Raw genomic sequence first — 21261 nt, forward strand, 5'->3', positions numbered from 1 at the left:
AGCCAAAGCGTACGCCTGAGCCGGGCGTTGCCGTACTTCGACAGTTTGGTCTGGCCGCGGAAGGTGCCGGATTGCTGGGTAGCCAGATCGAGGCCACAACTTAGGGTGCCGACGTGCGTAAATCCCGCCTTCCGGTGCAGGGCGATCGAACCAGCGTTCGCGCTGCCGCCGATCACAGCCACCATCTGACGCCAAGGGCCAGCCTCGCAGCGGGCTACCAGCGCGTGGAGCAAAGCCTCTCCAACCCCGCTCCGATGAGCGGCCTGTGTGACATAGACCGAGTTCTCGACCGTGTGACGGTAGTGCATCGCCGTCAAAAAGGCCTCGGCCTCAAACTCGACCGCCTGCGCGAGAAGGCGCCGAGCCCCGGCTCGCAGCACTTCGGTTAGGGGATCGTCGATGTCCTCGGGCTGACGAAGTCGCACGATGTTGGTAGGGCTTTCCATGGCCTATCGCTCTGATGAGAGGTTCTGGCTGGCTCGACACCCGCCTCGATACGCCGCCTTCAATCCATCGTCGTCACCCACTTTCCCGCTTAGCTCGCGATGAGGTGGAAGACGACGTGCCGCCATGCCCGTTCCGGCGAAGGGGCAAGCGCTAGCGGCAGCACGCACGCTCTTCATACGCCGAGCACCATCGGCACATGGACGTCGGCCGTCGCCGGATGTTCGCCAGCCAACTCGCGTCACTTGGGGCGTCCGGAGGGGCCTTCGAGGACGGCCTCCTCGGAAGTCTCCGTTGTCGGAAGCTCCCACTCACCGCGAATCCACATCGAGTAGAGTTCGAACGGCGTATCGGGCTCCTGCGTCGGATCGGCGTAGACTGCCGTCTCGATGTACGGGATGCCGACCTTGAGGCGCTTGCCTGGCACCTCACCGAACAGGTGATCGTAGCAGGCAAGCAGCGCCGCGATCGACAGAAGCTTGGAGGAGAGCGGCGATACGAACGCCTTGCAGCCGCCGAGCTCGCCCAGCGCACGTCGATAGCGGTCCATTGCCTCGAACAACTGCTTATAGGCCTCGAAGGGATTATACTCGCAAGCGAGCAGGATGTTCTTCGGCTCAACCTGAAACGTGTCGAATAGGAGCTCCCGGTGGGCGTAGATGATCTCGTCGCCTCGACGCGGCTCGCGAGACGGGAATGGAATGACCGGGCAGATCTCGTCGGGAGTCAGATGCTGGTGAATTCTGTCGAGACGGTCGCGCTGATTCTCGCCGAGCACGGGAAACCAGACATGTGGAAGATCCTTGGTCGTCTGCGCGGTGAGCTCGCCGGAGAATCCTCGCACGAAAGAGACTTGGTCGCGGAGCGATCCCTGGCCGGCGTTCAGATCCGCCGAGACGCTCTCGACCGTCGCGACGTGAAGGTTGACGCATTTTCCGGTCCTGCCGGCGTCGTCGAGCATCTTGAGCAGCACCGCGACGCTGGTCATCGCGACCATGCGAGGCATGGCGCTGATATCTACGATCACATCGTCGTACCGCGTCGGGTCGCCGGCGCCGCGCAGCTGGCGATACGTGTTGACCGAGGCTACGGGAGAGGCGAACGCTCCCCCGATGTCGATGTCGATCACACTGATGCGGGACACGCCGAAAAGCCGGGTGAGGCCCTCGAAGTTGCCGTCCGTCCTCCTGCGGCGTAGCTCGCTGTCATCCTGTCCGTTGTGGAAGGCGAGCAGCCAGACGTCGAGGTCAGCGCCAAGACTGCGCAGCCGCCGTGCGGCCTCGAGCGCACGCACGTCGAAGCCCTTTCCGAGGACCAGCAGCAAGCGCCGGGCGCGCTGGCCGAGGAGCCGCGACCAGAAGCCATCGAAGTCGCTGTCGCAGGTTAGGGAATACGGATCCCATCGCATGACCGCTTCGCCCTCAGACAAAGGTCGGCTCCTCTTCCTGGCTGCCGTGCTCCTGCCAATCGATGAGGTCCTTGAGCTTCTTCTCCCGCCAACCGCCGTACCCTAGCGGCAGGCCGAAATGGACGCACAAGAGCCGGTTCAGGTAGAATACGACATAGCTCTTGTCCTTGTTGCGGTGGTCGAGCCTGGGAATCAGCAGGTTGTGCGCGACCAGCGAGGTGAGCACGTCGCGCAAGCCGAGCAAGTGCTTGATCTTCTCGTCGGAACTGTCGATCAGCGTCCCGCGGTCCTGCATTGTGATCGCGATGCCGGTGACCCCCGGGGCGTAGGGTGCGCTTTCGCGGAACGTCTGCGCGCGACAGAATGCGCCGATGCCTTCGAGGAGCGTTCGCGCCTCGCGTCCGCGCGGTAGGCGCCGGATCAGGCCTTCCCATCGATTCCGTGCGACGTCGCGCATGATGCCGTGCTGTCGCTCCGCCGCAAGCGGCAAGGGTCTGTCGCGCTGATATTGGATTTTGGCTGACAGCTCCTCGAACACCTCGCCGGCGACCTCAAGGTACTGGTCGACGTTGAACGAGGAGACGTCGCTCAAGGCCTCGCGCCCGAAATAGATCGGGGCTCCGATCTCCGTGCGCACGAAATGCTCAGCGGCGCGTGCCAAGGCGTTGCTCTGGCGCTTCCCGAACTCATCCTCCGACAGAGCGAGAAAGTCGAAGGCCTGCTGGGCATTCTTGCGGTCGCGGGCAATGAGGATCTCGGTCATGCGCCAGTGCACCGCGCGCTCCACCGCATTGCCGCTCTTCGCGCGCGCCGCTTCGAGCCAGACATCATAGCGGGGATTGGCGCTCGTTCCGTTGAGCGTTCTCGCCTCGATGTCGGCGCAGGCCTTCTCGAAGGCGCTCCCCCAGACTGCGAGGTCGTCGCCGTTCGAGAGAAGCGAGAAGAGGTCGCGTTCGCCGAAGTTGTCGGCTTTGGCGGCCCTGAGCTTGGCGATCGACTCGACGAACTTCGCATAAGCCGCCGCCTTCCGATCGCTCCACCTGCGCTCGAGTTGGATGATGCCGTTGTAGTCTCGGTCCTCAAGGGCGCCCTGCGAGAGGAGATCCTTGTGAGTCAGCGCCTCTAGGCGCTCGGCGATCCAGACGCCGCATCGCTCCCTGGCGCCCGAAATGAAGTCGATCAACGACTGGCGCTGCCCGGCCGAGAGCGTCTGCAACTCGTCGAACAGAAGGACGCGCTTTGCCGCCACTTCCCCTTGGTGGCCGGTGATGCGCGCGTGGGCGAACCATTTCAGCCCGTCGAGGCGGGCATGTCCGCCGCTGATCGGCTCCGGATCGCCGAGAACGTCCATGCGTCCGTAGAAGTCCGTCTCGATCTGCGACGCCCAATCGAACAGCCTTTGGCCGGTGGCGCTGGCGGGGATCGTGCTACCGGATTCGGGCTCCCACTCGAACCGGATCTGATCCAGGTCGCGGGGAAACGGCCGCTCGACGCGCTCAAGTACGGCGCGGAGCGTGGCGATGACGATGCGCGAATTCACCAGCTCCCGGAATAGGGCGTTGCCGCGGTCGAAAGCCGCCAGTTCGCGATACTCGCTGGTGAACTCGACCATGACGCCCAGCAGTTCAGGCCCGTGCGTACCGATCGCGCCTACGTCGCGGAGCGCTTCCTGGGTGGCCTTGACGTTCGGACTGCCACTGGCGAGCGAGTCGGCGAGGCGGAGCGGACGCGGGGTGAGCAGGCGCAGAAATGTCGTCTTGCCACCGCCCGGGGCGCTTCGGAGGAAAACGAGGCTGCCCCAAGGGTCGCCGACGCTCTGCATGAGATCGAGCGCGCCCGCTCCGAACAGGCGAACGAATTCCTCGTCGGCGACGGCGCGTTGAGACGCGCGTATGCGGAACGGGTTCCTCACGGCTGCTGAAACTTTCGGTGGCGGCTGACGCGGGGAAACAGGCCGCGCACAGCATGCACGTCCTCAGCCCAAAGTACGTATACGGAGTTGTTCGGCGTGTTGTGGGCCAACACCACCGGCAGCCGGCCGTCGGCGTAGCCGTATCGTTTCGTCGTGCCGCCGACCGCACCGTGCTCGTCGTCCGCATCGGGGTCGAAGTATCGGTCGTCGGCCATGAGCTGGAAGAACGCGGCATCGCGCGCGGGATCGAGCGGCACATCCGGTCCAAGCCGGCAGACCACATGAAATTCGACGGTCCCCTTGGCGAAGGGCAGGCGGGGCAGAAGGTCTCTGATGTGATCGATCGCCTGGTCGCTCGCGACGTAGGCGACGATGATGACATTGACGCCCGAGACCACGCAGGCGCCGAGCCTCTCCGGCTTCTCCAGTTCCTCGATGATCTTCGGAATCTTGCCCTTCCACTTGCCACTGTCGGAGTCGAAACGAATTGCACTTGTGCCGCTGGCGGTAAAGTCGTCCAGGAGGACCACGTTCTCGAACAAGGCCGCGTCGCCGACGGGTTCGGCGCCCGTCAGAGCGGCGAGATCCTTCTTCAGACTGGCTACCATGTCGGAGGTTTTGACCGCCGAGACATCGTAGGCATGGAAGACCTGTTCGTTCGACACAGACGGGTTCGCGCGGCGAAACCAGTCCGTTCGCGCACCGTCGCTCATCCCCAGATACAGCGTGCGACGGTGCAGCGTGCGGTACTCGATCGTCGCTGTGGCCGCCTTTATGCGCTCGGGAGGTACGCCGCTGCGGTCGGACGCCCTTGCGATCAGCCCTGGCCGGATGATGGTCGGGAAGGTCAGCTCCACGAGGTGGTTCACCTCGCTCGCGCTGAAGAAGATGAGGCGGCCGCATACGAAATCGTAGGCCGTCCGACGTTCGTCGCCCGCCCTGAACTGAGCCAGCCACAGGGCGAGACTCTCGATGAATCGGCGACCCGGCGAGAACTGCTGGTACTCGTCGTACTTGTAGCCCGCGAAAGTTTCCAGGCGAGCCCGTTCCCGCGCCTTTTCCTGGTCGGACCAGTCCATGATCTTGGCCAGGAGAGCCTCGGCCAGTTCCTTCTTCACCCTCCTCCTCCCGGTCTCGCCGACACGCCGGTCGCTTCGGACCGGGTTACATCGTGTCCAGCAATACACGGCACAGTTTCCATTGCACTCAGATTCACAGCGAACGGCGTCGTGTGGAGAAATCCTGCGTTGCAGGTGGCGCACTATCGGCGGCCGACCTCCGCTACCGCGTCGATCACCCGCGCCAACCGTTCGGCGCCTGCCGGCGTCTCGTCCCAAGCCCGCCGGACGGAGGCCTCGAGCCTCGCCCAGGCAACTTCCGTCGACGTCGACCTGGACGAAGCGTCCGACCTCATCCCATCGACCTGCGCATCGAAGCCAAGCACGTTGCATATTTGCAATACATTGCCGCTGATTGTTCTGAACCTGCCGGCAAGTATCCGCGAAGTCTGACCAGGATCGACACTTGCCTTTAAGGCAATTTCTGCATTCGTCAGTCCGCAGATCTGCCGTGCACGGACGATCCGGGCCGCCAAGTTTGCTCTATCTTCGGCACTCGGTTTCATGCTATTAAGCAATCAGAAAGCACGCCGATTCGCAAGGAGGCGCGACCGCTATGGATGCCGACATCCGCTTCTACAGAGCGAGCGAGAAACCCTACGGCGCGTTCAGCAACCTCTACCGCCGGCCCCTCGAGTTCGAAGGCGAGACGTTCGCGACGAGCGAGCACGCCTATCAGGCGGGAAAGGCCCGCAAGCCCGCAGTAAGGGCTTGGGTCCTGGCAGCTCCTTCGCCAGCATTGGTCGCGATGGCCGCCCACGGGCTATACTATTGGGACATCGTCCCGGGCTGGTCGCGAACCAAATTCGACAGGATGCGCGGCGTCTTGCGAGCGAAGTTCACGCAGCACGAGGATCTACGCCAGCTGCTACTCTCAACGGGCGGGGCGCGGCTGGTCGAGAGCGCCACGGTCGACAACGAGGTCAACAGGCTCTGGGGCGAGGTCAACGGCGCCGGGCGCAATATGCTTGGCGAACTGCTGATGGAGCTGCGGGCTGAGCTGCGGGTCGAAGCGGACGCGTCAGGGTTCGCGCCGCCCGACGCCCGCCGCGACCTCGGCGAGGATCGACCGGGCATGGGGGGCGCCCCACTCGCGGAACAGTCCACGAGCGCCGACGTGGGCGCAGTTCGCGGCCGCCAGCCGCTGCCCAGCAACGATCCCGGCGTGCATCGACGCGATCGAGAGAGCCGAAGGGCAGGAAGCCCAGGACTGTAGGAGGGTGTCGATCAGGCCCACGGTGACCATGTCGCCCGAGCCGCACGCATCCTTCAGAGCCTCGACCTCGTGGGCCGGGAAGCGACATGATCTGCCGTCGTGGTGAAGCTCCAGTCCCCTCTCGCCGGCCGTCACGACCCCAAAGGCCTCAGGACGCAGGCGTGCGATGACATCGGAGGGGAGTCGTTCGGTCGAGCATTTGAGGATATGCGTGGTAGCGAGGGCGCGGTCGAACAGTTCCGGCTCGCCGATCGACGATGGTTCGAAGTAGACGATCGCGCCGCCCGCGGCAGCCGCCTCCATCGCCTCGCAGATCGTCCCGGAAACCCGGTCGGAGTAGAAGATCGCGCACGAGGTCACCAGCGGCTTTGCGGTATCCAGCTGGCGCCGCGTGATCGGCTCGAAGGCCCCGAGTGCATCCTTCGACTCCGGCCAGGCAGAGGAGAACCGATGGTCGCCCGAGGCGGGGTCGAGCAGCTCGACGACGACCGGCGAATGCACCTCCGGCACCCGGGCGACGTGGTGCGTGTCCGCACCGGCCAAGCGAAGGTCGCGCTCCAATCGCGCACCTACCGGATCCATGCCGAGTAGAAGCAGCGGTACGACCGGCCGGCCGAGCATCGCCAGTGAGATCAGCACGTTACCACAGGATCCTCCCAGCTCCTCGAAAAGCGGCCGCGTCGTTCCAACGTGAATGCGGTCGAGTGCGACGAAGCCGGTCCCGACGACGTGGCCTCGACGGCATGGAGCCGTTTGCTCACGCCCGGTCATGGGAACTCGCTGCGAGGAATCGAAGGTCGAGCCGACCATGCCCGTTCTCCACGCGCAACGCGCGCAAAATCCGCAGCAGTGCGTTCGGCCCTCGGATCGTACGACCGAATGCGGACCACGAGCCGCGGAGACTGCCGCAGACTCCGTCGACGCTGATGCTGGGTGGCACAGCCAGCAGCTCGGCATCATTGCCGCCGGGCTCCCCACTGTCGCCGATCGCCAGCACCTGAACGCCGGCGGGCGCGATCCTCGAAAGATCGCCCAAGACCAGCGTCTTGCTCGTCCGGGAAGGCAGCAGGTCGAAGCTGTGGTGCGAGCTCGTTCCCTTGATCCTGCCCTGCGCAATCGCTGGGAACTCGTCGAGCGACGCGATGAATGCGGCGGGCTCCAGCACGTCCGCATGGCTTACGGTGACCTGGATCCGACCGCGCCTGAGAGTGGCCCCAGGCCTCATAAGTCCCTCGCGCTCAATCCAATCGGCCAGGGCTGCCAGGTCTCGGTTGGCTTCGGGAGGATCGTCCTCGATGTTCACGCTGAGCGGCCTGATATGGCCACCGTTATAGTAGCCTACCGTGATCCCGGGATGAAGGTGGGCGGGAAGGGCTTGGCGCAGCGCCTCGCCGGCGGAGCCGCCTCGGCCCGTCGCAAAGGCCACGACGATGCCAGAATCCGCTAGCCGGACGAGTTCGTCGACCACGTCCTTCCTAGGCGGATCGAACCGGGCCTCGGTCGCGACAACGGTTCCGTCGTAGTCGAGCACGATGCCGCCGATGCGGCTGTCTTGAAGGGAGTCGAGCCATGCTTCATGCGCAAAGTCGACTGGGACGTCTGGGCAAGCAGGATCGTCATGCCGATGCACCGCCTCAAGCTTGTGCCGGGGGGACGGGCCGAGCCGGCCTGCCAGGGTCGCCAAGGCGGCATCCCCGTAGATCGCCGGGGCGAAGTCGCCCCTTCCCGGCCTTCCCGGATCGGTCTCCGTCGCCTCACCCATAGACCGCACGGCCACCAAGCCCTCGACGACGGACGCTGCGGTCCTGAGGCGCCCGGCCTGTCCCAGATCGACCTCCCCCATGCGCACGGTCCGGGGCAGCGCGTCCCGGATCGGCGCCCATATCCCTCGTGACACCGCCGTCGTGATGGCGAGGATGAACATGCTGTCCGGATGGCGTGCAGCCCAGACGTGCCGGCCATGTGCGAAGTTTCGGAAGTCGGTGCGCTGGACCGGGGCGATGCCCGTCTCCCAAAGCGAGGTCTCGATGAGCACTGCGATGGTCCGGCATTGTGGATCGTGGAGGACGACGACCGTGTCCCCTGCCCGGAAGGCTGAGGCGCCCTCCCCAATCCCATGTACGAGGCGCTCGACCTCGGCGGCGTAGCGCTCCACCGACAATGGGACCGGAGTCCGCTTGGCCAGCAGGTCCGCGGCAGCAAGCGTGCAGGTCACCATCGCGACGAGCGAGTGCGTCGCGAGGAACCCATCCTTGCGTTCTGCGACGGGTGCGACCAGAACCTGCGCGCGTCCCAGCTTGCCGGCGGCGATGGCCGTCGCCCCATGTGGGTTCACTGTGAGGACCAGAATTCCGGCGGCGCGCGATCCCGTCGCCGCGGTGAGTGCGGCCGATACGTCGGGGTTGTCCGCTCCGGCACTGAACAGCCAAACGTCGAAGGTCTCCCAGGCATCCTGCGAGAGGACGAATTCCATGGGTGTCTGCACGACAGTCGGTCCCAGGCCGAGCGTGGACCTACAACGGGCGAAGAACTCGGCCATGATCGCCGAGCCGCCGGATCCGATCGCGACGGCTGGTCGACCGGCACCTCCCTGAAGCGCTGCCGCGAGCGCCTGGACCGGTCCCGTGCCGCCCATGCGGACCGTCGAGGCCAGCGATGCAAGCTTGTCGGCAAAGATCGTCATCGTGCCCTTTCAATCATCCGATCCGAACCTGTACGTCAAATCGACCGGCCCTGCTCGTCAGGCCGTCGAGAGGCCGCCCCTGCCGAGGGGTGGCATCTTGTTCCTTCTATGTTCCATAACAGATCCGATCGGGAGTCGAACCGGTGAGGATGCACCATCCGGTGACGAAACGTCGTCGGCCGCCGAACATGCCTGCTTGATTTCGACGGCGGCGTGATAGGCGGACGTCCGGAAATTTCGGCTGTCCGGCTTCGAGTGTTTAACTTCGTAGATGGAGCGGACGCATGTCGGCGGAGGCGTCCGGTCCAGTGGCCGCCCCGCCTCGGGGACAAACCATCGATCCGAGCTTCACTAAGATATCGGAGCAGACATCCAGGACGATGCGACCGGGGGGCAGATGGCAAGCATCAGGAGGGATCAGCCCGGACACCTGCCAGGAAAAGCTCAACGGCGGCGCGCCGGCGCCTTTCCTGTGCTTCCGGGTCCGCCTCGATGCCGTACAGGGCCTGCTTCGAACTGCGGCCGAGGATGAGGTTCAGAAACAGGTCGGCGGCGATTTGATCTGACCGGTATTGTGGACCGAGCCAATTGAGAGGCTACTGCATGGTCGCGGCCATGGGTAGCCGGAAAGCCAGATTTGGGTAGCTGACGGGCGCGGGCGGCCGATAGCCTAGCGAAGAATGCGGTCGGACGCGGTTGTAGGTGGTTTGCCAGAGACCGATCCTGATCTGTGCTTCCTTCAGCGAGTAGAAGATCTCCTGGCGTAGACACTCGTCACGAAGCTTGCCGTTGAAGCTCTCGCAATAGCCATTCTCCCACGGGGATCCTGGCGCGGTGTACTGGATCTGCGAGCCAGCTTTTGCGACCCACTTCCGCAACGCCTTTGCGATCATCTCAGGACCATTGTCGCAGCGGATGTTCTCTGGGATGCCGTGCAGGCACATCGCGTCGGCCAGCGCCTCGATCACACGGAGGCTGTTGATGCGCCGCGCCACCTTCAGCGCCAGGCAAGCCCGGCTGTGCTCGTCGATCAGAGTCAGGATGCGCAGGCTGCGGCCATCGTGCGTCTGGGCTTGCACGAAGTCGAAGCTCCAGACGTGATTGCGGTGAAGTGGTCGTAGCCGCACGCAGGAGCCGTCGTTCAGCCACAGGCGGCTGCGGGGTCTATGTCGGCTGGGGACCTTCAGCCCCTCGCGACGCCAGATGCGCTGAACCCGGTCTTTGCCTACCTGCCAGCCGGCCGCCTGAAGCAGCGCGGTGACGCGGCGGTAGCCGTAGCGTCCGTGACGAAGACGCCAGGGCGATGATGGCCTGGGTCAGCTCATCCTCATCGGTCAGTACGGTCGGCACGTAGCGCTGCGTGCCCCGGTGCTGGCCGACGATCCGACAGGCGTGACGTTCCGAGAGGCCGTACTTCTCACGGATGCCGTCGACTACCTGCCGGCGCCGCTCGGGGGCTACAAGTTTCCCGAGGCAACGTCCGCCAGCACCTGCTTCTCTAGGGAAAGGTCGGCGACGAGCCGGCGCAGCCGAGCGTTCTCGCGCTCCAGATCCTTCATCTTTCTGGCTTGATCGACCTGAAGGCCGCCGTACTCCTTGCGCCAGCGGTAGTAACTCTGCTCGGAGATCTCCGCCTCCCTGCATGCAAGGGCCAAACTCTTGCCCTGGGCCGTCTGCACCTCAATCTGACGCAGCTTGAGCACGACCTGCTCCGCGTTCGTCTTCTGGCCTCGCCGCATATCCAACTCCTTTGATCCTGGCAGATCCTCTCAATCCGCCCGGTCCAAAGCCAGCCGGTCAGGTCACGGTCCGTTCACGACGCCGCGCGGTCTCTCCTCGTCCAACTTGTCCAGTACAAAGCTGCGAACGCTGGTGCTGATGTCGTGATTGCCGATCCGCCCGGCACGTCCCAAGCCTGCCCCGATTGCGGGATGATCAATGCCAAGACACGCGCGATCAGAACCCACGCCTGCGAATGGGCTCAGTTCTGGACCGAGACGTTGCGGCGGCGATGGTCGTGCATCAGCGGACTTTCAGGCCGGGACACGGCCTTCGGGACATAATCGGGCGGGTTGCCGCGTACCTGTTCTGAGAAGCCGCCTGCTTCAGCGGGCAGAGTTGTCATAGTCAGGCCTCGGATGCGGAAATTTCGAGGGAAGCTAGCGCATCGGGCATTTCAAGCAAAGCGGTGAGCAGGAAGGTATGTGGATAGGTTATCATTCCGCCGAACCGGGATAGACGAAATCCGGAGAATGGCGAGGGAGCGATCGCCGGGCGTCGCCGGAACCCCCAGAAGTCAGCCCGTCATGGTTTGCGCGGCGCAGTATGTGAGGCCGAGCGCCACCTGTTCTTTGCGGCGTGCCAGTCAGGCGAAGGCGCTATTTCAAGCTATCGTAAATGGACAGAGGCCTCGCTAAGCAGAGCGGATGCCAGATTATTTATGGCAGACTGTTGAAATGCTGGACGCAGACCGGATCTCAGCCGAGCAAATTCGACTAGCAGTAGACACTGGAAAATCCTCTTGTACGGGAGCGGCGTCCTGACGTTAAGTTGGTCTCGAACTGGAACGGACGACCGTATTCAGGGCGAGGCCGTATGATTGCGGAGCTGAAAATATGAGGGTCGGTCCTCTACTGCAGAACGTACTGCGCCGCATCGGCGGAGTTGGACGTGCTCTCGACGAACGGGAGATGCTAGCGGTCGCGGCCCATGTCGGAGGCGAGGCGGCTGAGGGGTGCCTTCCGCTCGTTGTGCAGTTTGGGACACGTCGACCGAAACAAGGTGAGACGTGGCTGGAGTTCAAGGCTCGGATCGGGGCGGAGATCGAGCCGATGAGGGAACTGCTGACAAAGGGAGAGGGCATGCCGCTGATTTTGGCAAATTCCCTTGCTGCATCCGTTCCCGCGCAACAAGCGCTTGCGCTGCACAACAATGACGACGTTAGTCTCATCGAGCTCGATCCAGTGATGAACCCGACACTGATGGACGATGCGATCATCGACGTAGGTCTGAGCCAGTTTCAGAGCCAGGTGGGCCGATTGACGGGCCGCGGGGTCCGTGTAGCGGTCCTAGATTCGGGGGTCGACACGCAACATCCCTACCTCGCGGTCGCCGCATCCGTAAGCGTATGTGGAGAGGACGTTGCGCTGCCGGGACGGCACGGCACGCATTGTGCGGGATCGATCGCATCGAAGGATACCGTGTTCCGAGGTGTCGCCCCAGACGTTGATCTCTTGAACGTCAAGGTGCTGAAACGCGACGGAAGCGGCCAGTACACGCAGGTCACCAAGGGGATCGACGCAGCGCTCGATCTCGGTGCCGACGTGATCTCCTTGAGCCTCGGCTTCAATCACCTCCCGGCATGGTCGGACCGCGGCCATGGTTGGGCTTGCGCCGATGGGCGTTGCCCCCTCTGCACGGCGATCGACAACGCCGTGGCCCTTGGCGTCATCGCCTGCGTCGCGGCGGGCAACGAGCACAGCCGAGCGGAGAGCCTGAGGCGGTTCGGTTATGGAAACACCGTCGACACCGAACTCGGCTGTCCGGGCCAGTCGCGCGGAGCAATCACGGTCGGCGCACTGACGAAACGTACATTCCTTCCTGCCGATTTCTCAAGCAGGGGCCCTACAGCCTACGGAGAGACGAAACCGGATCTCGCGGGCCCCGGGGTCAACGTGATGTCGACGGTTCCGGTGCCGCGACTGCCGGACGGCAGGCCCGACTCTGCCGCCCAACGCGTGGACCTGTTCAGTCGCGAGAGCGGCAGTTCAATGGCCACGCCTATCGTGGCGGGGGCCGTAGCACTCTTGCTCGAGCATTGCCGCGAACGGGGAGACCCGACGACCCCCGCGACCATCAAAAAACTTCTCCTTGCCCAATCAACTTCCGGTCTCGCGCAGCCGCCCAACGTCGTGGGCGAAGGCCGTCTCGACTTGGCGCGCTATGGTGCTATCGTACCTACTACGTGACCGATGCCTGTGCTATAAGGGTTCGCTATGGAAGCCCGTGAGATCGAGAAGCTGCGCAATCGCGGTATGACGGTCCCGACTGCAGGCGGGGACGAAGGCGTTCGCATCACGGCGCAATGCCGCCGCTGGTTCGGGGATCAATCAAGGCAGGAGCGCCGGTTGGCACTCGAGGCCTGGGGGCATGATCTCGAACTCCGAATCGCGACTCACGGAGGCCAGATCGTGCCAGGATCCCTTTCGGTCACGGGCCAGACAATCGATGTTATCGTACCTGTTGAAAGCCTGCCCTCCCTCAAGGCGGACCTGTCATCGTCCGACATCCGTGTCGACTTTCCAAGTAATATGCAAATTGTTCAGGAACCTTGAAGAAAACGACGCGACCAGTCGACGCTGATCGCTTGCAACAGCCGAAATTATCACCCATCCGGGACCGACTGCATCACCGGTGATCATCAACGGGGCCGTCCGCGCAATCGCCGGGATCCACTATACAGATACGTCTGCCGGAAACTGATTGTCGAAAATTATAACCTCTTCGCGATAAGCGGACAGAAGAGCATCCACCCATAATTTCATGCCTTCAGCCTTTAACCCGATCCTCTGGGATTGATTATAGTGGATCTCCGTAACTTCGTTCATTCGGTCGTTGTCTGCATCGTGAGAATCCCGGTCGTCGCGGTGTCCGAGGATAGCCGATGCGGCGCCACCTAGTCGTCGATCTCGAAGGAACGTCGTCAACGTTCGGCGCACATCATGGGGCGACCAATACCGAATATTGTGTATTTCAAATAGACTTGGCCGCGGCGGTCGTTGCACCTTGGGGGGTCTCGGCTTTTTTGCTTTTGAAGCTCGCGTTCCCTGCTGGCGGCGACCATCCAAGCGATACAACAAGATGTTCAATCCGGATTTAGTGATACTGGAAGAACTTTTGGCGCTCGGAAATAAGAACGGGGTCTTCCGCGGACCTTCCAAGTTCTGAAAGCTCAGCAATATGCTCACTGCTTCCGGGGGCAACGGAAGCGCGTGAGGCAGCTCGTCACCCTGGGATGCCTTCATTTCATTCAAGGTCCAGTTGTAGATACGCCAATCACCCGGCAGTCCGTCGTCGAACGATAGCCCCGTTGGGTGTGGACGCGGCGAGCGTGCGTCGGCCTGGACGTCATCGTAGACGAACATACGGTCGGCCCGCATCCCAACAATCTGACTGGCGCGTTGAGCCGTAAGTGCTACGGCCCAGAGAGCGCCGAGCGCACCGGGACCAGTGGCATGCTCGCGTTCGGAGAGAGAACGGTGACGCTCGGCCAACAGCAGGGTTCGAGCTACCTCACGAATGGTCGGCTTACGGCGTCTCCTTTTCGGTGTATAGTCGACTGACCATCGCCGCCACCAGTCGTATTGGGTTGTCAGACCGGAGGCCTTCGCTTTGTACTTCCAAGACCAATCAAGCATGGCCTTCGATTGCTGGACCGCCCTGTAGACAGTCGATTCGCCACGCAACTCTGCGATTGCGTCGCGAACATCGTCTAGCTGTCCGATATCCAGAGAAGCCAAAGGTAAGTTCCAGAGTTTCTGGAAGGGAGGGAGCCTCAGCGTCTTTTCGTATTCAGTTCGCCATGGCTCCTTCAATTTTTTCCGCTTCATGGCGAGAAAGGCCTCCACGCCTTCGCCCCACGTCCAAGTGTTTACCTTCTCGCCGCCGTTGCTCGGCAGAATCTCAAGGACGCGCACGGAGATGAGAGTGAACTGCTCAGGCTGTCCCGTCGTATCCCTGACCAGCTCCTCGAAATTGCGCAACGCGAGACTTGGGTCGCCGCCTTCGCCGAGCATCAGGCGTGCGAGATGGGCCCCCATCTCGATAACGCCGACGTCTGTCTCGATCGGAACCTTGAGCGTCACCGTCTTGCTTCGATAGCGAAGGAGCCACGACACCTTCATAGCCCTCATTCGGAGTACGAGAGCAGGCTCGGACTTGGAACGCCACTCGACGTTCATGCCTTTGAATTTCCCGGCCGCAGCATGCTTCACTGCAGCGGCGACATCCTCGTTCGAGATCCTTCGGGTGCTCGTTGAGAATTTTTCGGATGCCATGGCGATTCAAAGCTCGTACAACAGCCCGTACAACGGGCGATGGAGATCCTATCATCCCCATAGACTCGCTTAAATGTCAAAAGCCTTTGGACCCAAAGGGATTTAAGGAAAATCGACTAGCTCGATACTTCACGGTCGACACACCCGAGTCCGTTTCCCAAGCTGAATGTCGTCGGTTCGATCCCGATCGCCCGCTCCATCAAAATTTCCCTGCATTTGCAGCAGATTGAAGCACGATCCTCGCACCCTTTCCAAGCTTTCCGACTACGGGTCGGTACAGCACTGAACACCCGTTTGGCTTGTCCCTGTTCTTGCTCATTCGGCTTACGGCGGCTTGAGCTGTTTCGCGCGCACCGCGCTGAGCCGCACGCTGCGCCGCGGCCCGAGCCGCAGCACCGGCCGCCATTCGCTCGCCGATTCCAGCGATGGCCGGCATAAGAGGCAAAAGCCAGATCATCGGCCCGCACTCGCCTGGGCAACGAGGTTGGCGAGTGTCTCAGTCCACAGCCGGTCAAACCTTTCCCGTACAGTCGTACCGTGGTCCGAATCTGCCAGGAAGGCGTGAACGCCTTCCTGGTCCAGTTCACCGCCGGTCTTGAGCCACAGATAGGCCCAGCGCCTTTCGTCCTCAGGCCCGCGCAGCCCCACTTCGGCCGCGCTGTCGCGCGCCGCATGCGCTACCTGCCTCAGCTCCGAGGTCGTGAGCGCCTCGACTTCATCGGGGCAGGGCGGAGGCGGCGCTTCACCCTTGACCAAGTCCGGCACGTACAGGATCGGCCCCGGCCCGATCGTGAACTGCGCGCCCCCGCCCTTCACGATCGTCGTCTTCGGCGCCTCGATCGTCACCGTGCCCGACTTGTCCATCTGCAACCGGCATTCGCCGACCGTGATCAGGAACCGCTCGCCGACCTGGATCTCGAACACCGCACCGACATCGATCGTCTTCGTCTTGCCGACCTGCTCCTCGGACGCCTGCCCGACGATCACCTGAGCCGTCTTGCCGATCTGCGTCTTGGCGCTCTCGCCCACCGACAGCGACCACGCCTTGCCCACCTGCATGGCGAAGGCCGAGCCCACGTTCACCACCTTGCTCACCCCAACCTGCTCGGTCGCGGCCACGCCCGTGCTGTCGTTGCGCATGTTCGAGACCATGGTGTTCATCACGCCGCCCAGGCCGGACTTCAGCGTATCGTGTCGTCACAGCTTCACATGGGCCCTCAGGAAGGCCAAGTCTTCGACATCGTCTTCGAATACGTCCACGCCATCGCCCATATAGGCGCGCAGGAGTTCGTCCACGGCCCGCTTCTCATCACCCAGGCGGCGAGCGGTCTGCCCAAGGCGGAGATGGATGAACGGGTTGCCCAGCCCATCCGGGCCAGCCACTGCGGCGCGAAACCAAGAGCGCGCCTCAGCGAACCGGTCGTCGAGATAGTATGCGTCACCGATTGCGGCAGCAAGCCAAGTCCAGGCGCTCCACTGTTCCTTGGGCTCCGGAAGCAGGTCGATCGCCGTCTTGAAGGCAGTCACGGCCTCCAAATAACGATCGCGATCGACGAGATGTTCGCCGCGCGCACTAAGGAGCTTGATAGAATTGTAGATCTCGGAGTCGAGTTCCATGAGTCAAACCTTCCTCGACCTCAGCAGATAAATATTGCACTTAAAATTGGGAGACTGAAATAAAGGTGTGACATATAAGTTATTTATTGGATAAATTTCGATTATACATAGCAATCTAGACTAACTTATCTTGTGCAAACGAAATTTCTAGCCCGCTAATTTATGATTTTATCGACGCGGAATTCAAATATGCTTTGACGGAAGCGTTGTTTAGATTTTCTGGAGGGATTTTTCCAGTCACTTTCTCAACTTGAGCGATAATGTCGAATGCCCTGCTGTCTATACCCATTTTATACAAGCACTCTGCCTCTAGCATGTTTAAGAATATATCAGTTCGAGAATCATCACGGTATGCATAATAAGTAAGGTCAATCCATTTTTCCATATTCTCCTTATCTCCTATCTTAGTATAATATTCCACCAAACCTCTCGAAATAATCTGAGGATAAAAATCCCACCTATCCTTAGGTTCGGGTAAACGAGCCCAAGCCTTGAGACAAAGCGTGATGGCTTGATTTAGATCAGCGGTGCGCGCAGCTAAGCCAGCTGATCTAAGCAGCTGGTCGATCTCAGAGCTTGTTTTTTTTTCAAGTTTAACAAAGTTATCCATCGAGAGTCTTTCGTTAGTCCATTGGAGGGAGATATTTTGACTTTGTCTTCGCTCCGCGGCTAAAACCCTCAGGCCCATACTCAAGTCTGTAATTATCTGAATCCAGCATCCATTTCCGAACTACGGGCGATCTGGCCCCTGAAAATCTACCATTGTCATTCCAATAATCCACAGCATCGACGGGATAGTGCCCCATAATTGTGTCTTTTGAGTCAACAGGATACCATTTCCCATTGGGATCTCGAAATTCTTCTTTGCCTGTCAGAGGGTTGTCGCGCAGATTCCCTTCGGAGCGCATTCTTTCCCGGACTTTTAGGCCAGTCGGAGAGTCTTTGTTTGGCGTCTTCCCAACATATCTCCGACGTCTCTTTCTGGACTGGCGTTGCTTAACAGCTTCGCACAGCAGATCGCAATTGGGTTCGTCCGCTTGTTTGTCGCCGCCGCTCCCTGCATTCCGCGCGTTCTGTCCTCGCCCGCGGCTACCTGATGCACGTCCGCCGGCGCTACCCGAACCACTCGAACCGCGCGCCCCACCGCTGCCGGGCCCGCCACCACCGACGCCGAACCCACCGCCGATCTTGGGGTTGCCGTACGGATCGACGAACGCCGGCCCCGGACTCAGCGGATCGCGAATGCGCGGCGTGTCGAAGGATGGCGAGCGCGCATCGGACGCCGAAGGCAGGTTGTCGTCAGTATCGCTTGGTCCGCCGCCACCGGCCATCAGAACATCTCCCGCCCGGCATCGAGGCGCTCGACGATCCGCGTCCACATCCGCTCGAACCGCGCGCTCGGATCACGGCCGTTCGCACGATCCGCGAGAAAGGCGCGCGTCGCCGCCTCGTGCCCCGCGAAGTCGGGCTGGGCGCACAGCCACGCCCATTTGCGCAGCTGCGGACCCTCGTGCAGCCCCAGGGCGCGCGCCTGCGCTTCGGTGCGCACGACGCCTGCGAAGAGCGTGCGGTCGTCGAGATCGGCGAGTTCCTCCGCGCAGTGCCGCCGCAGGTAGGCCACCGTGTTCCACCGGAAACGCTCGGCGTACTGCGCATCGAGCTGGGCGATCTGCTCGGGCGTGAAGCGAAGCGGTCCGGCCGGCGCATCCGGCAGGCCCTCCGGGCGGCGGATCAACGCTACACCGCGTCCGTAGCCGGCATCGAGCGCGACGCCTTGCGAGGGGCCGAGGAGGCGGGCGGCCTGCTCTTCGTCGAGCAGAGGCGCCACCGAGGCCAGCACTCGCGGGTCCCAGTGGCGGAACAGCAGGCGCTCGTGCGTCGCGCCGGCCGGCTCGACGAACGCGTCTGCGTCTGGCCCAAGACGTGGCCGGCGCGGGAACATCACCTCGTTGAGGCCGCGCAGGTGCCGGTGGAGCGCCGCCTCACCCGCCGGGCATGACCAGACCACCAGAGCGGGATGTCCGCCTGCCACGGAAAGAACGCGATCGATCCGAGCGGCGTGATCGACGCCGCCCAGATCGACGAGCCAAGGGCCAGCCAGAAGCGTGTCCCGATCGCCCTCGTCGCGGAAGAGCGAACGATGCGTGAGCCGGGCGGCGGTCAAGATCGACGGGAGATCGTCGAACCAGGCGCCGTCGATGACGGCGAAGGCCGGCTCGGGCAGCCACGCCACAGCGGCCGACAGCGTCGCCGAAGGGCCCAAGCCGGACGAGAGGTCGTGCGTCATCGTCCGCTATTTCACGAATGCGGAGCCGCTGGCAGCGGCGCGCCTGAGGCAGTTGGCCGGAGGCGCACCACCACCGCCCTTGACCAAGTCCGGCACGTACAGGATCGGCCCCGGCCCGATCGTGAACTGCGCGCCCCCACCCTTCACGATCGTCGTCTTCGGCGCCTCGATCGTCACCGTGCCCGACTTGTCCATCTGCAGCCGGCATTCGCCGACCGTGATCATGAACCGCTCACCGACCTGGATCTCGAACACCGCACCGACATCGATCGTCTTGGTCTGGCCCACCTGCTCCTCGGACGCCTGCCCGACGATCACCTGCGCCGTCTTGCCGATCTGCGTCTTGGCGCTCTCGCCCACCGACAGCGACCACGCCTTGCCCACCTGCGTGGCGAAGGTCTGCCCGACATTGACCACCTTGCTCACCCCGACCTGCTCGGTCGCGGCCACGCCCGTGGAGTCGTTCCTCAAGTTGGAGACCAGGGTGTTCATCACACCGCCCAGGCCGCCCATCATCTGTCCGACCTGACCCGCGAGCTGCGCGCCCGAGCCCGCCATGCCGGCCCCACCGCCCGTGAGCATGCTGCGCACGCTCGCGTCGTTGACGCCCGCGCGCGCCCCATCGACACCGCCGCCGAGCAGACCGCCGATCCCGCCGCCCCCGACCAGCCCGGCAAAGCTCGCGGCCATCCCGGCCAGGGCGGCAGGGTCGGAGCCCGAACCTCCGTCCTCGCCCGAACCGCCTGAATCCGAGCCGCCCGCGGCCTGCATGGCGACCTGCATCGCCTGTCCGAGCAGGCCCGCGGTCTGCCCCGACAGACCCGCCATCGCCGCCCCCAGCGCCGCCGTCGCAGCACCGCCCACCGCCCCCACCGTCAGCGAGCGCGAGCCGCCGATCGCCTGGTTCTGGTTGCGCGCCACCTCGAACGAGTGGTTTGCTCCCACGCTGCCGATCTGGTTGGCGTCGACGCGGGCGGTGGCGTCGTTCAGCACCTTCGTGGTCATGTCCTTCTGCGCGTGCGTGAACAGGTTCTCCGCACCCGCCCCATCCTCCATCGAAATTTCGTTGTAGCCCGTGCCCTTGTAGCTGTCGGAGCGGATCACGAGCTTGGTCTTGTGCGCCGGCAGCGCGTAGGGCACCGGGTTGTTGGGGTTGGGGGCGATGCCGGTGACGATCGGCCGGTCCGGGTCGCCCTCCTGGTAGGCCACCAGCGCCTCCATCCCCACCCGCGGGATGATCTGCTGGCCCCACGTCGTCCCGCCCCAACTCTGCGTCACCCGCACCCAGCCCGTGTCCGTGCCGTCCCCCTTCGCCCGCCGGTCCCAGGGGAAGGCCAGCTTCACGCGCCCGTACGCGTCGGTGTGGATCTCCTCGCCCGCAGGCCCCGCGATCCGCGCGATCTGCAGCCCGTCGATCCGCGGGCGCGGGATCGTGCGGTGCGGCGTGGCCGGGCGGTCCGCCGGCAGGGTGGCGAAGCTGTTCTCGTAGTGCGGCGTGCCCGCCCCGCTCTCGTAGGTCGGGTCCTCCGCCCGGTGCAGGATCTGCGTGACCACCTGCGCCGGGTAGACGTGATCCGGGTGCGCCACCTCGTAGGGGGTGAAGCGCCCGCCCGCCGCCAGCGTGCGCACCGAGGAGCGGCCCTCGACCCGGTCGAAGTCGCCTTCCGTCGCCTGCACCCGCAAGCGCGAGGCCTGCTCGCTCGCCTCTCGCGTCAGGGCCCTCGCCGGGTATTCGTAGAGTTCGTAGGCCGCGTTCTCCGGCACTCGGTCGATCGAGGGGGTCCGCGAGGCGAGATCGAGGTTGGGCGTCAGGAATTCGTAGTCTTTTCCGGCGCGGCGTCCCGGCGTGAACGAGACCTGCCGGCGCCAGTCGTGGATGTGCTCGGCATCCGAGGAGCCGAAGGCGAGCCGCACCTGCGTCTCCGCACTGCCGTCGTAGGCGTAGGGGTGGTCGCCGAGCTTGAGCGTGTGCCGGCCGCGCTCGTGCGCGAACCAGTAGAAGTGACCTTCCTCTTCGAGACGGCGCAGCAGATAGGCCAGATCGGTCTCGTTCCACTGCACGACGTAGTCGCGCTTCTCCGGCTTCTTGGTGATGCCGGCGAGATCATAGTCGCGGATACCGTGCTCCCGGCAGAGGGTCTCGAGTACCTCGAGCGTGCTCTGTTCGAGGAAGATGCGGCAGTCGCGGCGCTGGCTCATCAGCCAGAGGCGGGGGCGCAGCGTCAGGGCGTACTGGCGCGCGCCGCGGGTGACGAGCGGGCCCTCGTGCAGCTCGGTCACGAGCCCGTTCCAGGCGCGCTGGCTGCCGTCGGCGAGCGTGAGCAGCAGGTCGGCGGCGGTGCCGACGATCTCCTCGGGGCGGACTTCGGCGCGCTGGGCCCGCACCCGGGCCTGGAGGGTGAAGAGGCGGTTGATGCCCTCCTCGATCTCGAAGCGCTCCAGCAGCAGCGCGTCCTCGCCCAGCACCGTCTCGATCGCCATCAGGCGACCGGCTTGCGTGTAGCGTACGGGTTCGTTCAT

At 63.4% G+C, this 21261-nt stretch carries 16 protein-coding genes and 4 pseudogenes; 5 read left to right on the forward strand and 15 right to left on the reverse strand.

What is annotated here, in order from left to right:
• The 5 genes and pseudogenes from ACPCJR_RS24205 to ACPCJR_RS24225 all read right to left on the reverse strand — a co-directional run.
• Window positions 1–98, reverse strand: a pseudogene (locus ACPCJR_RS24205) (transposase); the annotation flags it as partial.
• Between the two features lie 81 nt (window positions 99–179).
• Window positions 180–446 (reverse strand): annotated as a pseudogene (locus tag ACPCJR_RS24210) (GNAT family N-acetyltransferase); the annotation flags it as partial.
• 239 nt (window positions 447–685) lie between these two features.
• A complete protein-coding gene (locus tag ACPCJR_RS24215; protein WP_391515917.1) occupies window positions 686–1873 on the reverse strand; it encodes a hypothetical protein in 1188 nt (395 codons plus the stop codon).
• Window positions 1866–3764: a hypothetical protein gene (locus ACPCJR_RS24220; RefSeq protein WP_391515916.1), complete on the reverse strand. Its 1899-nt coding sequence runs from the start codon at window positions 3762–3764 to the stop codon at window positions 1866–1868. Before ACPCJR_RS24220 ends, ACPCJR_RS24215 begins: the two co-directional genes overlap by 8 nt.
• Window positions 3761–4882 carry a phosphoribosyltransferase-like protein gene (locus tag ACPCJR_RS24225; protein ID WP_391515915.1) on the reverse strand — a complete coding sequence of 374 codons (1122 nt, stop codon included), beginning with the start codon at window positions 4880–4882 and terminating at the stop codon, window positions 3761–3763. The genes ACPCJR_RS24220 and ACPCJR_RS24225 overlap by 4 nt, the downstream gene beginning before the upstream one ends.
• A 129-nt stretch (window positions 4883–5011) precedes the next feature.
• Between ACPCJR_RS24225 and ACPCJR_RS24230 the strand changes: the two genes are divergently transcribed.
• Window positions 5012–5275 carry a hypothetical protein gene (locus ACPCJR_RS24230; protein WP_391515913.1) on the forward strand — a complete coding sequence of 88 codons (264 nt, stop codon included), beginning with the start codon at window positions 5012–5014 and terminating at the stop codon, window positions 5273–5275.
• A 163-nt stretch (window positions 5276–5438) separates the two neighbouring features.
• Window positions 5439–5876, forward strand: a pseudogene (locus tag ACPCJR_RS24235) (NADAR family protein); the annotation flags it as partial.
• A 27-nt stretch (window positions 5877–5903) separates the two neighbouring features.
• Here ACPCJR_RS24235 and ACPCJR_RS24240 read toward each other — a convergent pair.
• The 3 genes and pseudogenes from ACPCJR_RS24240 to ACPCJR_RS24250 form a co-directional block, all read right to left on the reverse strand.
• Window positions 5904–6908, reverse strand: a complete 1005-nt coding sequence (locus ACPCJR_RS24240; protein WP_391515911.1) for a carbohydrate kinase family protein — start codon at window positions 6906–6908, stop codon at window positions 5904–5906.
• Complete coding sequence (locus tag ACPCJR_RS24245; protein WP_391515910.1) at window positions 6856–8781, reverse strand: hypothetical protein; 1926 nt, start codon at window positions 8779–8781, stop codon at window positions 6856–6858. Before ACPCJR_RS24245 ends, ACPCJR_RS24240 begins: the two co-directional genes overlap by 53 nt.
• A 596-nt stretch (window positions 8782–9377) precedes the next feature.
• Window positions 9378–10520, reverse strand: a pseudogene (locus ACPCJR_RS24250) (IS3 family transposase).
• Between the two features lie 144 nt (window positions 10521–10664).
• Here ACPCJR_RS24250 and ACPCJR_RS24255 point away from each other — a divergent pair.
• The 3 genes from ACPCJR_RS24255 to ACPCJR_RS24265 all read left to right on the forward strand — a co-directional run bounded on the left by ACPCJR_RS24255 (window position 10665) and on the right by ACPCJR_RS24265 (window position 13115).
• Window positions 10665–10844: a hypothetical protein gene (locus ACPCJR_RS24255; protein WP_391515908.1), complete on the forward strand. Its 180-nt coding sequence runs from the start codon at window positions 10665–10667 to the stop codon at window positions 10842–10844.
• A 768-nt stretch (window positions 10845–11612) separates the two neighbouring features.
• Window positions 11613–12749: a S8 family serine peptidase gene (locus tag ACPCJR_RS24260; RefSeq protein WP_391515907.1), complete on the forward strand. Its 1137-nt coding sequence runs from the start codon at window positions 11613–11615 to the stop codon at window positions 12747–12749.
• 27 nt (window positions 12750–12776) lie between these two features.
• A complete protein-coding gene (locus ACPCJR_RS24265) occupies window positions 12777–13115 on the forward strand; it encodes a hypothetical protein (protein ID WP_391515905.1) in 339 nt (112 codons plus the stop codon).
• A 120-nt stretch (window positions 13116–13235) separates the two neighbouring features.
• On the opposite strand, the gene ACPCJR_RS24270 is transcribed toward ACPCJR_RS24265, so the two are convergent.
• From ACPCJR_RS24270 to ACPCJR_RS24300, 7 genes are all read right to left on the reverse strand, one after another.
• Window positions 13236–14837, reverse strand: a complete 1602-nt coding sequence (locus tag ACPCJR_RS24270) for a hypothetical protein (protein ID WP_391515904.1) — start codon at window positions 14835–14837, stop codon at window positions 13236–13238.
• Between the two features lie 453 nt (window positions 14838–15290).
• Window positions 15291–15998 (reverse strand): hypothetical protein, encoded by a 708-nt coding sequence (locus ACPCJR_RS24275; protein ID WP_391515902.1) that lies wholly within the window; start codon window positions 15996–15998, stop codon window positions 15291–15293.
• A gap of 36 nt (window positions 15999–16034) precedes the next feature.
• Window positions 16035–16454: a tetratricopeptide repeat protein gene (locus ACPCJR_RS24280; protein WP_391515901.1), complete on the reverse strand. Its 420-nt coding sequence runs from the start codon at window positions 16452–16454 to the stop codon at window positions 16035–16037.
• A gap of 160 nt (window positions 16455–16614) precedes the next feature.
• The gene (locus ACPCJR_RS24285) at window positions 16615–17064 is read right to left on the reverse strand and encodes a hypothetical protein (protein ID WP_391515899.1); all 450 of its coding nucleotides are present in this window, start codon (window positions 17062–17064) and stop codon (window positions 16615–16617) included.
• A gap of 13 nt (window positions 17065–17077) precedes the next feature.
• Complete coding sequence (locus ACPCJR_RS24290) at window positions 17078–17785, reverse strand: hypothetical protein (protein WP_391515897.1); 708 nt, start codon at window positions 17783–17785, stop codon at window positions 17078–17080.
• Window positions 17785–18741 (reverse strand): DUF4123 domain-containing protein, encoded by a 957-nt coding sequence (locus ACPCJR_RS24295; protein ID WP_391515895.1) that lies wholly within the window; start codon window positions 18739–18741, stop codon window positions 17785–17787. The genes ACPCJR_RS24290 and ACPCJR_RS24295 overlap by 1 nt, the downstream gene beginning before the upstream one ends.
• A gap of 6 nt (window positions 18742–18747) precedes the next feature.
• Complete coding sequence (locus ACPCJR_RS24300) at window positions 18748–21261, reverse strand: type VI secretion system Vgr family protein (protein WP_391515893.1); 2514 nt, start codon at window positions 21259–21261, stop codon at window positions 18748–18750.

Source organism: Methylobacterium sp. NPDC097929, assembly GCF_049543375.1.
Taxonomy (GTDB): Bacteria; Pseudomonadota; Alphaproteobacteria; order Rhizobiales; family Beijerinckiaceae; genus Methylobacterium.